This window comes from Streptomyces sp. NPDC050528, from assembly GCF_044457795.1.
GTDB lineage: Bacteria > Actinomycetota > Actinomycetes > Streptomycetales > Streptomycetaceae > Streptomyces.
Genome location: NZ_JBITHH010000003.1, coordinates 181,404 through 195,519, shown reverse-complemented (window position 1 = coordinate 195,519; position 14,116 = coordinate 181,404). Strand labels below are relative to the sequence as shown.

At 70.0% G+C, this 14,116-nt stretch carries 14 protein-coding genes; 11 read left to right on the top strand and 3 right to left on the bottom strand.

All coding sequences use genetic code 11. The features are described from left to right. The first annotated feature begins 49 nt into the window (after positions 1 to 49). The 9 genes from ACIBK4_RS12275 to ACIBK4_RS12235 are packed head-to-tail and all read left to right on the top strand — an operon-like array spanning position 50 to position 9,547. On the top strand, positions 50 to 1,588 hold the full coding sequence (locus ACIBK4_RS12275) for an AMP-binding protein (RefSeq protein ID WP_398994573.1): 1,539 nt from the start codon (positions 50 to 52) through the stop codon (positions 1,586 to 1,588). 35 nt (positions 1,589 to 1,623) lie between these two features. After that, positions 1,624 to 2,802, top strand: a complete 1,179-nt coding sequence (locus tag ACIBK4_RS12270) for an amidohydrolase family protein (RefSeq protein ID WP_398994572.1) — start codon at positions 1,624 to 1,626, stop codon at positions 2,800 to 2,802. Continuing rightward, positions 2,799 to 4,226, top strand: a complete 1,428-nt coding sequence (locus ACIBK4_RS12265; RefSeq protein WP_398994571.1) for a FadD3 family acyl-CoA ligase — start codon at positions 2,799 to 2,801, stop codon at positions 4,224 to 4,226. The genes ACIBK4_RS12270 and ACIBK4_RS12265 overlap by 4 nt, the downstream gene beginning before the upstream one ends. Further along, positions 4,223 to 5,824, top strand: a complete 1,602-nt coding sequence (locus ACIBK4_RS12260; RefSeq protein WP_398994570.1) for a methylmalonyl-CoA mutase family protein — start codon at positions 4,223 to 4,225, stop codon at positions 5,822 to 5,824. The genes ACIBK4_RS12265 and ACIBK4_RS12260 overlap by 4 nt, the downstream gene beginning before the upstream one ends. Beyond that, positions 5,824 to 6,222 carry a cobalamin B12-binding domain-containing protein gene (locus ACIBK4_RS12255; protein WP_398994569.1) on the top strand — a complete coding sequence of 133 codons (399 nt, stop codon included), beginning with the start codon at positions 5,824 to 5,826 and terminating at the stop codon, positions 6,220 to 6,222. The genes ACIBK4_RS12260 and ACIBK4_RS12255 overlap by 1 nt, the downstream gene beginning before the upstream one ends. Before the next feature lie 31 nt (positions 6,223 to 6,253). Beyond that, on the top strand, positions 6,254 to 7,210 hold the full coding sequence (locus ACIBK4_RS12250; protein WP_398994568.1) for an LLM class F420-dependent oxidoreductase: 957 nt from the start codon (positions 6,254 to 6,256) through the stop codon (positions 7,208 to 7,210). Continuing rightward, entirely contained in the window at positions 7,207 to 8,265 is a 1,059-nt protein-coding gene (locus ACIBK4_RS12245) for a CaiB/BaiF CoA transferase family protein (protein ID WP_398994567.1), read from the top strand. The genes ACIBK4_RS12250 and ACIBK4_RS12245 overlap by 4 nt, the downstream gene beginning before the upstream one ends. Continuing rightward, positions 8,262 to 8,717: a VOC family protein gene (locus tag ACIBK4_RS12240; RefSeq protein ID WP_398994566.1), complete on the top strand. Its 456-nt coding sequence runs from the start codon at positions 8,262 to 8,264 to the stop codon at positions 8,715 to 8,717. Before ACIBK4_RS12245 ends, ACIBK4_RS12240 begins: the two co-directional genes overlap by 4 nt. After that, on the top strand, positions 8,714 to 9,547 hold the full coding sequence (locus ACIBK4_RS12235; protein WP_398994565.1) for an SDR family oxidoreductase: 834 nt from the start codon (positions 8,714 to 8,716) through the stop codon (positions 9,545 to 9,547). Before ACIBK4_RS12240 ends, ACIBK4_RS12235 begins: the two co-directional genes overlap by 4 nt. 72 nt (positions 9,548 to 9,619) lie before the next feature. Here ACIBK4_RS12235 and ACIBK4_RS12230 read toward each other — a convergent pair whose 3' ends face one another. From ACIBK4_RS12230 to ACIBK4_RS12220, 3 genes are all read right to left on the bottom strand, one after another. Then, positions 9,620 to 9,802, bottom strand: a complete 183-nt coding sequence (locus ACIBK4_RS12230) for a hypothetical protein (protein ID WP_266775092.1) — start codon at positions 9,800 to 9,802, stop codon at positions 9,620 to 9,622. Positions 9,803 to 9,929: 127 nt separating this feature from the next. Further along, positions 9,930 to 10,691 (bottom strand): SDR family NAD(P)-dependent oxidoreductase, encoded by a 762-nt coding sequence (locus tag ACIBK4_RS12225; protein ID WP_398994564.1) that lies wholly within the window; start codon positions 10,689 to 10,691, stop codon positions 9,930 to 9,932. A 5-nt stretch (positions 10,692 to 10,696) separates the two neighbouring features. Continuing rightward, entirely contained in the window at positions 10,697 to 11,458 is a 762-nt protein-coding gene (locus ACIBK4_RS12220) for an SDR family NAD(P)-dependent oxidoreductase (protein ID WP_398994563.1), read from the bottom strand. Positions 11,459 to 11,524: 66 nt separating this feature from the next. On the opposite strand from ACIBK4_RS12220, the gene ACIBK4_RS12215 reads away from it, so the two are divergent. Both ACIBK4_RS12215 and ACIBK4_RS12210 read left to right on the top strand, forming a co-directional pair. After that, a complete protein-coding gene (locus ACIBK4_RS12215) occupies positions 11,525 to 12,946 on the top strand; it encodes a class I adenylate-forming enzyme family protein (protein ID WP_398994562.1) in 1,422 nt (473 codons plus the stop codon). Next, positions 12,939 to 14,087 (top strand): thiolase family protein, encoded by a 1,149-nt coding sequence (locus tag ACIBK4_RS12210; protein ID WP_398994561.1) that lies wholly within the window; start codon positions 12,939 to 12,941, stop codon positions 14,085 to 14,087. Before ACIBK4_RS12215 ends, ACIBK4_RS12210 begins: the two co-directional genes overlap by 8 nt. The last annotated feature ends 29 nt before the right edge of the window (positions 14,088 to 14,116 follow it).

The window sequence follows — 14,116 nt, the reverse complement described above, 5'->3', positions numbered from 1 at the left end:
TCTCGCTCTGAGAGAGTGCAATTCTCAATGACGAGAGGAAGTTCCTGTCGTGCGAGCGATCCCCGCTGAACTCGTCAACCGCTATGAGGCGGAGGGCTGGTGGACCAGGGAGACGATCGGTGACCTGCTGACGCGGGGACTGACTGCCGCCCCGGAGACCGCGTTCCGGGTCCACTCGACGGTCCGGCCCTGGGAAGGGACCTTCGGCGAGGTCGAACTGACCGCCCGCCGACTGGCCGCGGGACTGCGCGAGCGGGGCATCGTCCCCGGCGACGTCGTGGCACTCCAACTGCCCAACTGGATGGAGGCGGCAGCGGTCTTCTGGGCCTCGGCCTTCCTCGGCGCGGTCGTGGTGCCGATCGTCCACTTCTACGGCCGCAAGGAAGTCGGCTACATCCTCGACACCGTCCAGCCCAAGGTCTTCGTCACCGCCGAACGCTTCGGGCACCTGCGCCACGACCCCGAGCTGAGCGCGAAGATCCCCGTGGTCGGCGTCGTAGGACGGGACTTCGGCGAACTGCTCGCCGACGAACCCCTGCCCGGCGTCGTACCGACGGACCCGTCCGGGCCCGCGCTGATCGCCTTCACCTCCGGAACGACCCGCGACCCCAAGGGAGTTGTGCACAGCCACCGCACCCTGGGCTTCGAGACCCGCCAACTCGCCGGCCGCTACCCGCCCGACCGCGGCGACCAGCTCACCTCCGCGCCCGTCGGCCACTTCATCGGCATGGTGAACGCCTTCCTGATCCCCGTCCTCGACGGCAGCCCCGTGAACCTCGCCGACACCTGGGACCCGGGCCTCGCCCTGGAGTTGATGGCCCGTGACGGCCTCACCGTCGGAGGCGGCGCCGCGTACTACATGACGAGCCTCCTCGACCACCCCGACTTCACGCCCGGTCACCTCACGAGCATGAAGTACGCGGGTCTCGGCGGCGCGACCGTACCGAACGCGGTGACCAGACGCCTCGCCGACCTCGGCATCACCGTCTTCCGCGCCTACGGCAGCACCGAGCACCCCTCGATCACCGCCTCGGCCCACACCGCGCCCGAGGACAAACGGCTCTACACCGACGGCGACGCGCTGACCGGAGTGGAGATCCGGCTCGCCGAGGACGGCGAGATCCTCAGCCGCGGCCCCGACCTGTGCCTCGGCTACACCGACCCGGCCCTCACCGAGCGGGCCTTCGACGCGGACGGCTGGTACCACACCGGCGACATCGGGGAGTTCGACGAGGACGGCTACCTCACCATCACCGACCGCAAGGCGGACATCATCATCCGCGGCGGCGAGAACATCGGCGCGCTGGAGGTGGAGGAGGTTCTCCTCGCCCTGCCGGCCGTCGCCGAGGCCGCGGTCGTGGCCGCCCCGGACGCGCGCCTCGGAGAGCACGCGGCAGCCGTCGTACGACTGCGGCCGGGCCAGCCGGAACCCACCCTCGACGACCTGCGCGCCCACTTCGCCTCGGCGGGCCTGGCCCGGCAGAAGTGGCCGGAGGAACTGCACGTCGTCGACGACTTCCCGCGCACCGCGAGCGGGAAGGTCCAGAAGTTCGTTCTCCGCAAGGATATTGCCGCCCATCAAGAGTGAGAATAGGATTCTCGCAATCTGCGAAGGAGGATCTCATGCCATCGCGCGTGCCGCCGTATCCACTGTTCGACGCGGACAACCACCTGTACGAGACGGAGGATGCGCTCACTCGGTACCTGCCCAAGCAGTACGCGAGCGCCATCCAGTACGTGCAGGTGAAGGGCCGTACGAAGATCGCCATCCGCGGTCAGATCAGCGACTACATCCCCAACCCCACCTTCGAGGTCGTGGCCCGGCCCGGCGCGTGGGAGGACTACTTCCGCGAGGGGAACCCGGAGGGCAAGTCCCACCGGGAGCTGTTCGGCGAGCCGATGCGGTCGATCCCCGCGTTCCGCGAGCCCGGGCCACGCCTGGCGCTCATGGACGACCTGGGTATCCACCAGACCCTGATGTTCCCGACCCTCGCCAGCCTGGTCGAGGAACGGATGCGGGACGACCCGGAGCTGATCCACGTCGTCGTCCATGCCCTCAACCAATGGCTGCACGAGACCTGGCAGTTCAGCTACAAGAACCGCATTTTCACCACCCCGGTGATCAGCCTGCCGATCCTGGACAAGGCGATCGCCGAGCTGGAGTGGTGCCTGGAGCGCGGAGCGAGGGCGATTCTCGTCCGGCCCGCCCCGGTCCCCGGCTATGGCGGATCGCGGTCCTTCGCGCTGCCGGAGTTCGACCCGTTCTGGAAGCGGGTCGAGGAGGCGGGCGTGCTGGTGGCCATGCACTCCTCCGACAGCGGCTACTCGCGCTACTCCAGCGACTGGGAGGGCAAGAGCCAGGAGATGACGCCGTTCCAGGCGCAGGTCTTCCGGATGATGTCCGAGTGGCGCCCGGTCACCGACGCGGTCGCGTCCTGGGTCTGCCACGGAGCCCTGTTCCGCTTCCCGGAACTGAAGGTCTCGGTCATCGAGAACGGCTCTTCCTGGCTGCTGCCGCTCCTCGACCAACTGGGCAGCACCTACAAGAAGCAGCCGAAGGGCTTCCTGGGCGATCCGGTCGAGGAGGTCAGGAAGCGCATCCACATCAGCCCGTTCTGGGAGGAGGACATGGCCGCGCTCTCCGAGGTCGTCGGAGTCGAGCGCGTCCTGTTCGGGTCCGACTACCCGCACCCCGAGGGGCTGGCCGACCCGGTCTCCTACATCGACGCCATCCAGGGCATGAAGGAGGCCGACCAGGCCAAGATCATGGGCGGCAACCTCGCCCGGTTGATCGGCGTATGACCTGGGAGAGCATCCCGCAGATGGTGCTGAGCGCGGCCGACCGCTTCGGTGACGCCGAAGCCGTGGTGGACGGCCCGCTCCGCCTCACGTTCACCGAGCTGGTCGAGCGGGTGCGTGTGGCTGCGGGTGCGTTCGCGTCGGCCGGGGTGGAGCAGGGCGACCGGGTCGCGATCTGGGCGCCGAACTCCGCCGAGTGGATCGTCGCCGCCTTCGGTCTGATGACCGCGGGCGGTGTGGTGGTGCCGGTGAACACCCGGTTCAAGGCGGACGAGGCGCACGACATCATCGTTCGCAGCGGCGCGAAGGCCGTTCTAGTCCAGGAGGGTTTCCTCGGCCTGGACTTCAAGGCGCCGCCCGGCGTGCCGGTCTTCGACCTCAAGTCCGGCTTCCTGGCGAGCGGTTCACCCTTCGAGCGGAAGGTGACCGGCGATCAGGTCAGCGACATCGTCTTCACGTCGGGCACCACCGGCCGGCCCAAGGGCGTCCCGATGACCCACGCCCAGACGCTCCGGTTGTACGCGGAGTGGTGCGACCTGGCCGGGGTCAGGGAGGGCGACCGCTATCTGATCGTCAACCCGTTCTTCCACATCTTCGGCCTCAAGGCGGGCCTGGTCGCATCCCTCATCCGCGGCATGACCATCCTCCCCGTCCCCGTCTTCGACGTGGACCACGTCCTGGACCTGGTCGAGCGCGAGAGGGTCACGGTCCTGCCCGGCCCGCCCACGCTCTACCACTCCCTCCTGACCGACCGAGGTTCAAGAGACCTGTCCTCACTGCGAGTTGCGGTCACCGGGTCCGCCGACATCCCCGTCGAACTGATCCGAAGAGTGATGACCGAACTCCCCTTCACCTCGATCATGACGGGCTACGGCCTGACCGAGGCCGGCACGGCCACCGCCACCCGGCCGGGCGACTCGTTCGAGGACATCGCCACCACCGTCGGCACTCCCTGCGACGGCGTCGAGGTCCAAGTCGCGGACGACGGCGAGGTGTTGGTCCGCGGCTACAGCGTGATGCACGGCTACTTCAACGACCCCGACGCCACCGCTGAGGCCATCGACCCGGACGGCTGGCTGCACACCGGCGACCTCGGCACGCTCGACGAGCGCGGCTACCTGAAGATCGTCGGCCGCAAGAAGGACATGTTCATCGTCGGCGGCTTCAACGCCTACCCCGCCGAGATCGAGGGCTTCCTCATGGAACACCCGGCGGTCGCCCAGGCCGCCGTGATCGGCGTCCCCGACGAGCGGATGGGACAGGTCGGCAAGGCCTTCGTCGTCCGCCAAGGGCCGCTGACCGCCGACGAGTTGATCGAGTGGAGCCGGCTCCGGATGGCCGGGTTCAAGGTGCCCCGGACCGTGGAGTTCCGCACGGAACTGCCGCTGAACGCCACCGGAAAAGTGATGAAGGACCTCCTGCGATGACGCCTCCCACACCGCCCCAGGGCGACGACCTCGTCCGGACCGCGTCCGGCCTGCCCCTCAAACCGGTCTACGGCCCCGACGACGTCGACACCGCACCGCCCGCGCCGGGCAACTTCCCCTTCACGCGCGGCAATTACGCCACCGGCTACCGGGGACGGCTGTGGACACTGCGCCAGTACTCCGGCTTCGGCACCGCCGAGTCCTCCAACCGCCGCTACCACTACCTCCTCCAACAGGGCGGCACCGGACTCTCCGTGGCGCTCGACCTGCCCACACAGTGCGGCTACGACTCCGACGACCCCGAAGTGGCCGAGGAAGTAGGCCGGGTGGGCGTCGCCGTCGACACCCTCGCCGACGCCGAGATCCTCTTCGAGGGCATCCCGCTCGACAGGATCAGCACCAGTTTCACCATCAACGGCACGGCCGCGATCCTGCTCGCCTTCTACGTCGCGGCAGCCGAACGTGCGGGTGTGCCGCGGGCGAAACTCACCGGGACGATCCAGAACGACATCCTCAAGGAGTACGCGTCCAGGGGTACTTGGATCTGGCCCGCCGAACCGTCGCTGCGACTCATCGCCGACACCATCGAGTTCTGCGCCGCCGAAGTCCCGCGCTTCAACGCCATCTCGGTCGCCGGCTCGCACTTCCGCGACGCGGGCGCCAACGCCGTACAGGAGATGGCTTTTACGCTCGCGGACGGGGTCACGTACTGCGACACGGTGCTGGCCCGGGGCCGTATGACGATCGATCAGTTCGCTCCGCAGGTCTCCTTCTTCTTCTACACGCACGGCGACTTCTTCGAGGAAGTCGCCAAGTACCGTGCCGGACGGAGGCGTTGGGCCACCATCGTGCGCGAGCGGTACGGGGCGGGCAGCGACAAGGCGGCCATGTTCCGCTTCGGGTGTGTCGCCGGCGGCGCCTCCCTCTACGCACCCCAGGCACAGAACAACACCGTCCGCGTCGCCTACGAGGCACTCGCCTCGGTCCTCGGCGGCGTCCAGTCGATGTTCACGGCCGCCTGGGACGAACCGTTCGCCCTGCCCAGCGAGGAGTCGGCGACCCTCGCCCTGCGCACCCAGCAGATCCTCGCCCACGAGACCGGCGTCACCCGGGTCGCGGACCCGCTCGGCGGCTCGTACTTCGTCGAGGCACTCACCGACGCCACCGAGGCCCGCATCGTCGAGATCATGGACGACCTGGAGCGCTACGGCGGCATGGTCCGCGCCATTGAGGACGGTTATCTGCAGACCCTGATCGCCGACGAGGCCTACCAGTTGCACCGCGAGGTCGAGGCGGGAACCCGGCCGGTCGTCGGCGTCAACCGCTTCGTCTCCGACGAACCCCCGCCCGACCTCGCCACCTACGAACTCGACGCGGAGGGCCGCGACCGCCAGCTGAAACGGCTTGCCGACGTCAAGGCAACCCGTGACGCCGTCGTCGTACGGCAACGTCTCGCCGAACTGTCCCGCGCCGCGGAAGGCACCGAGAACCTCATGCCCATCCTGATCGACTGCGCCAACGCCTACTGCACGGTCGGCGAGATGGTCGCCGCGCTCAAGGCGGTCTGGGGCGAGTTCCAGCAGCCGGTGGTGTTCTGATGACGGCCCGCGTACTGGTCGCCAAACCGGGGCTCGACGGACACGACCGCGGCGCCAAGATCGTCGCGCGGACGCTGCGCGACGCCGGCTTCGAGGTGATCTTCACCGGGATCCGGCAGCGCGTCGACGACATCGTGGCCGTCGCCGTCCAGGAGGACGTGGCCGTCGTAGGCCTCAGCATCCTCTCCGGCGCGCACCTCGCGCTGACCACCCGCGTCATCGAGGCGCTGCGCGCCACCGGCTCCGAGGACATCGCCGTCGTCGTCGGCGGCACCATCCCGCCGGCCGACGTACCGAAACTGCTCACGGCCGGCGCCGCCGCGGTCTTCCCCACGGGCACCCCGCTCGACGCCCTCGTGACCACGATGCGCGCCCTGACCACCGTCAACTCGCCATGATCCGGCGGCAATTGGACAATCTGGAGGCAGCGTGCGCATCGGAGTGATGATCGGGCCCGAGCGCGGGGACTCGGTCCGCAAGGTCACACGGATGATCGACGACGTGACCTGGGCCGAGAAGGCGGGCTTCGACACCGTGTGGGTACCGCAGATCCCGTCAGACTTCGACGCGCTCACCGCGATCGCGCTGATGGGTGCGCGCACCGAGCGCATCGAACTCGGCACCGCCGTCGTCCCGTTGCAGGCCCAGCACCCCATCGCCCTTGCCCGGCAGGCCATTTCGGCCCAGGCCGCGACGGGAGGACGCCTCGCGCTGGGCCTCGGGCCGTCCCACCACTGGATCATCCGGGACATGCTGGGACTGCCGTACGAGAAACCGGCCGCCCTCACCCGGGACTACCTGGACGTCCTGGACGCCGCGTTCGGCGGAACGGGCGAGGTCGATGTCGAGAACGACACTTTCACCGTCCACAACCCGCTCACCCTCGCCCCCGTCGCCCCGCTGCCGGTCCTGCTGGCGGCCCTCGGCCCGGTCATGCTGCGCCTCGCCGGGGAACGGGCCGACGGCACCGTCCTGTGGATGGCCGACGAACGCGCCGTCGCCGAACACGTCGTCCCCCGCATCACCAAGGCCGCCGAGAGCGCCGGACGCCCTGCACCCCGGATCGTCGCGGGCATCCCGGTCTGCCTGTGCGGCCCCGACCGCGTCGACGAGGCTCGTGAGCGCGCCAACCGCATCCTCGGCGAGGCCGAGATCTCGCCCAACTACCAACGGGTGCTTGAGTACGGCGACGCCCGCGACATCGGCGACCTGTGCGCGGCGGGGGACGAGAACGCCATTGCCGCCCGCTTCAAGCGGTTCGCCGATGCCGGGGTCACCGACCTTTCCGTACGGCTGCTGCCCATCGGCGACAACCGCGACGAACTGGTCGCCTCCAAGTGCCGCACCCGCGACATGCTCGCCGCCCTCGCCGCGGACCTGCGATGACCGCCGGACCGCTCGACGGCATCCGCATCCTGGAGGTCGGCCACATGCTGGCCGGCCCCTACGCCACGATGATGCTCGCCGACCTCGGCGCCCAGGTCACCAAGATCGAACCGCCCGGCGGGGACATCTCACGCCAGGTGAGCGACGCCTACTTCGCCAGCCTCAACCGCGGAAAGCGCAGCATCCGCCTCGACCTCACGACCGACGAAGGACAGGCCCGGCTCGGTCAACTCGTCGTGGATTCCAATGCGTTGCTCGTCAATCTGAAACCGTCGGCGATCCACCGACTGGGCCTGACCTACGACGTGCTGCGCAAGTGGAACGACCGGATCGTGTGCGTCGCGCTCACCGGATACGGCCTGGACGCGGGCGACGAGCCTGCCTTCGACTACGTGGTCCAGGCCGCCACGGGAGTCGCCGCCCTCACCGGCGCTCCCAACGACCCGCCGACGCTGCCTGGTTACTCCTCGGCCGACAACTCCTCGGGTCTGACAGCCGCGTTGGGGCTCCTCGCGCAGATTGTCTCGGGGCGGGGCGGCCAAGTGGAGGTGTCGCTACGGGATGTGATGCTCTCTCAGCTCAACTACCGCGCCTCCGCCTACCTCAACGAGGGCGTCGAACCGCGCCGACTGCCCCTCGGCGCGCACTCCTACTACGTGCCGGCCCAGCTCTTTCCCACCGCCGAGGGCTACTTGGCGCTCTTCATCACCCACGACGGCTTCTGGAAGTCCTTCGCAGCAGAGGCCGGCGTCCAGGGATTCCCCACCATGGCGGAACGCGCCGAGCACCGCGAGGAGGTGCTGGCCGCGGTGACCGATGCCCTGGCCGGCGACACCGCCGCGGGATGGGAGGCGCGGCTGCGTCCGCTCGGGGTGCCGACCGCCGCCGTACGGACGCTGCCGCAGGCGTTGGCGGCGACACCGGAGGCCGTGGTGACGGCCGGGGACTTTCGGCTGGTGCGCAGTTCCGTGCGGGTCGATGGGTACGAGCCCGAGTACGGGCCGCCGCCCCGCCTGGGTGAGCATGACGTTTCCGGGGTGGAGGGGGAGTCGTGAGGGCGGAGGACCAGTTCCATCTCGGGCTTGTCGTCGAGAACTTCGAGGGGACGCTGGCCGAGCTCTCGGCGGCGTTCGGGTACGAGTGGTGCGCCGAGATCGGCGGGCCGCTTCCGGTGACGCTACCGACCGGAAACGCCGTTCTCGACATCAACTGCGTCTACTCCCGGACACTGCCCCGACTGGAGATCATCCGCCAAGTCCCGGGCACCCTGTGGGAACCGGCGGCCGGCGGCGGGGTGCACCACGTCGGCTACTGGTCCGACGACGTCGCCGCGGACGCGGCCGAACTCACCCGGCAGGGCTTCGTGACCGAGGCGAGCCGGACCGGTACCGGCGGAGCCCCCTTCGCCTTCCTGCGCGGCCCGAGCGGTCTGCTCGTGGAACTCGTCGACCGGATGGCACGACCGGGACTGGACAGGTACTGGGGCCATGGAGGAGGGAACGGATGACGACCGTAGGCATCGCGACCGGCGCCGGTCGAGGCATGGGACTGGCCTGCGCGCGGCGGCTCACCGAACTCGTGGACACGCTGCTGCTGGTGGACCGGGACGAGTTGGCCGCGACCGCCGCGGCGAAGGAACTGGCCGCCGCGGACGGGGAGATCGAGGTCGAACCCTTCGTGCTCGACATCACCGACAGGGCCGGACTGTCCCGACTCACCGCCCGCGTCGCCGAGTTGGGCACCCTCAGAGCCGTCTCCCACGCCGCCGGGATCTCACCCACCATGGCCGACTGGCGGCGCATCTTCGACGTGGACCTGGTCGGTACCGCACGCCTCGCCGAGGCACTCCGCCCGCTCGCCACCGAGGGGACCGCGATGGTGTGCTTCGCCTCGATGGCACCGCTCCTCGGCAACCTGGACGCCGATCCCGCCGTAGCGGCGATCCTCGACGATCCGCTGCGGGAGGACTTTCTCGACCGGCTGCGCGAGGCCCTCGGGCCCGCCGTGGAGAACACCGGTCTCGCCTACGCGTGGGCCAAGCACGGGGTGCACCGGTTCGTACGGCAGGAGGCGGTGCGGCTCGGGCCGTACGGCGCACGGGTGTGCTCCGTCTCGCCGGGCGTCATCGACACCCCTCAGGGACAGCAGGAGGCCTCGGCCCAGCCCGCCATGGCCGCTCTCGTGGAGCAGACGCCGCTCGGGCGGGTGGGCCGGGCCGAGGACGTCGCGGCTGCGGTGGCGTTCCTGTTGTCGGACGAGGCCGCTTTCGTTTCCGGAATCGACGTTCTCGTCGACGGTGGGGTCTGTGCGGCGGTACGGGAGCGCGCCGGTCGCTGACCGGTCAGGCCAAGTGATGCTCGGCCGGCGGGGAGAGGGGCAGGCGCGCCGTGCAGGCAGCGCGCCGCTTCCTCAGCGCCGACGTCCGCTGCGGCGGGCGGACCAGCCCGTTCCCAGTCCGGCCGAATGCGCGGCGAGGAAGGCGAGCCCGAGCAGCATGAGACTCGTCTCGCTGAAGACGATCTGGGTCGACGTCTCGGTGACACGGATGATGAAGGCGATGAAGAAGAGCACGGCCGCCACGATTGCAAGCATCAGATAACCCCTACGGATAGACGGCGAGCCACGCGTGATCGCGGTGGCTTCGCCGTTGTCTCCCGAGTGCCCCGGATGATGCCTCTCAGTCACCTCGATCTCGTGCCGTGCGCAGGCCAACTGCCTTTCAGGCAAGGGATTCCGAGCGTTGGACGGTCCCCGTGAGGCCGGTGGCGTCCTGGCCCGCGAGCAGGACGGCGGCCCGCGCCATCGCCTCCGGCGGCTCCACCATCTCCGGCGGGATCTCCCGGCCCCCGCCACCCGCCTGCCAGCCCTCGGTGAGCACCACCCGTGACGGAGCAAGGCAGTTGACCGCGATGTTGTCCTTCTTCAGGTCGGCGGCGAGTCCCAGGTAGAGGCGCTCGACCGCTGCCTTGGACACCCAGTACGCGTTGGCGCCCCGGTCCGTCATGCCGACCCCGCCGGTCGTCACGGCCACCAATGAGCCCCCGCCACGCGCCCGTACGTGCGGAATCACCGCGCGGGTCACCAGGAACACACCGGTGAGATTGACGTCGAGAGCCAGCTGCCAGCGCTTGAGCGGGGTCGACTCGACCGGGCCGAGCCACAGCACCCCGGCATTGGCGATGAGAATGTCGATCCCGCCGAACTCCGCGACCGTGGCGGCGACGGCCGCGTCGACCGACGCCTCGTCGCTCACGTCACAAGGCACCGGCAGAGCGCGCCCGCCCGCCGCGACGATCCGGTCCGCGACCGAGTGGATCGTCCCGGGCAACCGCCCCTCCTGCTCGGACCGCGCGGCCACGGCGACCGAGGCGCCCGCCTCCGCGAGCGCCACCGCGACCGTGCGGCCGATGCCGCGACTCGCGCCCGCGACGAACGCGACCTTGCCCTTCAACTGCCCGCTCACGCCTGCCACGTGACTCATGCCGGTTACTTCGGCGGGAAGCGGAGGGCACCGTCGAGACGGACGACCTCGCCGTTGAGATAGTCGTTCTCGACGATGTGCTGCACGAGACCCGCGTACTCGACCGGCAGCCCCATGCGCTTCGGGTACGGGATCTGCGGCCCCCAATAGGCCTCCAACTGGTCGCCCGCCTTGCCGTAGGCCGGGGTGTTGAAGGTGCCCGGCGCGATCGTCACGACCCGGATGCCGAGCGGCGAGAGGTCGCGGGCGGCGACCAGGGTCATGCTGACGACCCCGCCCTTGGCCGCCGCGTAAGGGAGTTGGCCGATCTGGCCCTCGAACGCGGCGATCGAGGCCGTATTGACGATGACACCCCGGCCGCCGTCCAGCGGTTCCTGACGGGCGATCGCGGCGGCGGCCAGGCGCAGCACATTGAAGACGCCGGTGAGATACACGTCGATCGTCGTACGGAAGCCCGCGAGGTCGAGGGGCGAGCCGTCCTTGCCGACGAGCCGGCCACCGCTCGCCGGACCGCCGTGCGCGTCCACCGAGATGCGCAGCGGTCCCGCCGACTCCGCCTCGGCCAGGGCCGCTTGGACATCGTCCTCGGAGGTGGCGTCGGTGCGCACGTAGCGCACACCCAGCTCCTGCTCCAGGGCCTTGCCCTTCTCGTCGGCCAGATCGGCCACGACGACCTTCGCTCCCGCCGCGTGCAGTCGACGGACGGTGGCCTCGCCCAGGCCGCCCGCCCCGCCGACGACCACCGCGGAGCTCCCACTGATCTGCATCAAGGATTTCCTCTCTTGCGAACAGCGCTCTAGTGAGACGAGAATAGCATTCTCATGAATATAACCATGATTCTGGAGATGGTGGCCTCGGGCGGCGACCGACCGGTGGTCACGGCGAACGGCCGCTCCCTGACCGCCTCGGATGTGCTCACCCGCGCCCGCGCCGCCGCGCACCGCTTCCGGGGCCACCCGGCCGTGCTGTACCTGAGCCCCAGTCACCTCGCCTATCCGGTGGCCCTGTTCGGCGCCGCCCTGGCGGGCATCCCGTTCATCCCGCTCAACTACCGTCTCGGCGAACACCAGTTGGCCCGCCTCCTGGCCCGCCACCCCGGCGCCCTCGTGCTACGGCCCGCCGACCTCGACGCCCTGCTGAGCGCCGAAGAGGACGCCGACGCACCGGAGTTGGACCAGAGCCAGGACCAGGACTCCGTCGCGGTGGTCCTCTACACGAGCGGCACGACCGCCGAGCCCAAGGCGGCCCTGCTGCGCCACCGACACCTGCTGGCGTATGTCCTGAACACCCAGGAGTTCGCCTCCGCTGAGGAGGGCGACGCGTCACTCGTGGCCGTTCCGCCCTACCACGTGGCCGGGTTGATGAACCTGCTCACGAACCTCTACTCCGGCCGCCGCCTGGTCTACCTCTCCGCCTTCGACGCGGGGGAGTGGCTGGAGACCGCGCGCCGCGAACAGGTCACCCACGCACTCGTCGTGCCCACCATGCTGGCCCGCATCGTCGCGGAGGTCCCGACCGACGACGCCGGCACACCCACACTCCGGAGCCTCGCCTACGGCGGCGCGAGGACCCCGCGGCCCGTGGTGGAGCGGGCGTTGGAGATCTTTCCGGGGGCAGGGTTCGTCAACGCGTACGGCCTGACGGAGACGGCTTCGTCGGTCGCGGTCCTCGGACCCGACGACCACCGCGAGGCACTGGCGGCCTCCGACCCCGCCGTACGCGACCGACTCGGCTCCGTGGGGCGGGCGTTGCCCGGCGTCGAGATCGAGATCCGCGACGACGACGGGAAGTTGGCCCGTGCCGGGGAGACCGGGCTCGTGTTCGTGCGCGGGGACCAGATCTCCGGCGAGTACGGCGGACGCAGCGCACTCGACGCCGACGGCTGGTTCCCCACCCGGGACCGGGGCCGACTGGACGACGAGGGCTATCTGTTCATCGAGGGCCGCGCCGACGACACCATCATTCGCGGCGGCGAGAACATCGCTCCCGCCGAGATAGAGGACGTTCTCGTCGCCCATCCCGGGATCGTGGAGGCGGCGGTGATCGGCGTGCCCGACCCCGAGTGGGGGCAGCGGATCGTGGCCGTTGTGGTCGGCGAGGGCGACCCGGCGGAGGTCCGCCAGTGGGTCAAGGACCGGCTGCGCTCCTCCAAGACGCCCGACGCGATCGTGTTCCGCGCCGAACTCCCCAAGACCGAGACCGGAAAGCTGCTGCGCCGCACCCTGCTGGCCGAGTTGGAGACCACCCATGCCTGAAGCAGTCCTCGTGTCCGCCCTGCGAACCCCCGTCGGCACCGCCGTCAAGGGCACCCTGCGCGACACCACCGCGTTCGACCTGGCCCACCACATCGTCGCCGCCGCGGCCGCCACGGAGGGCCTCGACCCGGACGCGGTCGACGACGTGATCCTCGGTGAGGGTCTGTACGGCGGCGGCGTCGTGGCCCGGCACGCGGCACTGACCGTCGGCCTCACCGCCGTACCGGGGCTCGCCCAGAACCGGCACTGCGCCGCCGGACTGTCGGCCGTGCAGAGCGCTGCGGGGAGCATCCGCGCGGGCATGGACGAACTCGTCATCGCAGGTGGCGTCAACTCGGCTTCCACGTCACCGAAACAGCGTTTCCGCGTCGAGGGGGAGTGGGTCGACCCCTGGAGCCCGCCCACGCACCCCGACCGGCCCGACGCGCCCAACCTGGACATGTCGATCACGGTCGGCTGGAACACCGCCGTACGGGCCGGACTCACCCGCGCCGACATGGACGCCTGGGCACTTCGCTCCCACCAGAACGCCATTCGAGCCATCGACGAAGGCCGTTTCGCCGCGGAGCTGGTCCCCATCGACACACCGCACGGCCTGTTCTCGGTAGACGAACACCCCCGTCGCACCACGAGTTTGGAGAAGCTCGCCTCGCTCAAGCCGCTCCACCCCGAGATAGAGGGCTTCTCCATCACGGCCGGCAACGCGGGCGGCGCAAACGACGGTGCCGCCGCCCTGGTGGTGGCCAGCGACCGGCTGGGCCTGCCCGCCCTCGCCGTCGTCCGCTCGTGGGCGTCGGTCGGCGCCGACCCGGCCGAGACGGGCCTCACCCCGGTCAAGGTGATCCCCAAAGCCCTTGCCCGCGCGGGACTTTCGACGTCCGACGTCGACCTCTTCGAGATCAACGAGGCCTTCGCCGCCGTGCCCGTCGCCGCGGTGAAGCTCCTCGGCCTCGACCCCGACCGCGTGAACGTCAACGGCAGCGGCTGCTCCCTCGGCCACCCGGTCGCCGCGACCGGAGCCCGGATGCTGGTCACGCTCGTGCACGAACTGCGCCGGCGTGGCGGCGGTATCGGCGTGGCCGCGATGTGCGCGGGCGGCGGGATGGGCTCCGCCACCGTCATCGAGGTACCGGCGCCGTGACGGATGCGGGGCTGAGGGCCGGAGGCTGC

What these genes read in the sequence shown, in the direction of transcription:
- ACIBK4_RS12220 (WP_398994563.1), bottom strand. Translation starts at nt 11,458, where the DNA reads ATGCAGATCAGTGGGAGCTCCGCGGTGGTCGTCGGCGGGGCGGGCGGC.
- ACIBK4_RS12225 (WP_398994564.1), bottom strand. Translation starts at nt 10,691, where the DNA reads ATGAGTCACGTGGCAGGCGTGAGCGGGCAGTTGAAGGGCAAGGTCGCG.
- ACIBK4_RS12265 (WP_398994571.1), top strand. Translation starts at nt 2,799, where the DNA reads ATGACCTGGGAGAGCATCCCGCAGATGGTGCTGAGCGCGGCCGACCGC.
- ACIBK4_RS12245 (WP_398994567.1), top strand. Translation starts at nt 7,207, where the DNA reads ATGACCGCCGGACCGCTCGACGGCATCCGCATCCTGGAGGTCGGCCAC.
- ACIBK4_RS12230 (WP_266775092.1), bottom strand. Translation starts at nt 9,802, where the DNA reads ATGCTTGCAATCGTGGCGGCCGTGCTCTTCTTCATCGCCTTCATCATC.
- ACIBK4_RS12260 (WP_398994570.1), top strand. Translation starts at nt 4,223, where the DNA reads ATGACGCCTCCCACACCGCCCCAGGGCGACGACCTCGTCCGGACCGCG.
- ACIBK4_RS12235 (WP_398994565.1), top strand. Translation starts at nt 8,714, where the DNA reads ATGACGACCGTAGGCATCGCGACCGGCGCCGGTCGAGGCATGGGACTG.
- ACIBK4_RS12215 (WP_398994562.1), top strand. Translation starts at nt 11,525, where the DNA reads ATGATTCTGGAGATGGTGGCCTCGGGCGGCGACCGACCGGTGGTCACG.
- ACIBK4_RS12210 (WP_398994561.1), top strand. Translation starts at nt 12,939, where the DNA reads ATGCCTGAAGCAGTCCTCGTGTCCGCCCTGCGAACCCCCGTCGGCACC.
- ACIBK4_RS12270 (WP_398994572.1), top strand. Translation starts at nt 1,624, where the DNA reads ATGCCATCGCGCGTGCCGCCGTATCCACTGTTCGACGCGGACAACCAC.
- ACIBK4_RS12255 (WP_398994569.1), top strand. Translation starts at nt 5,824, where the DNA reads ATGACGGCCCGCGTACTGGTCGCCAAACCGGGGCTCGACGGACACGAC.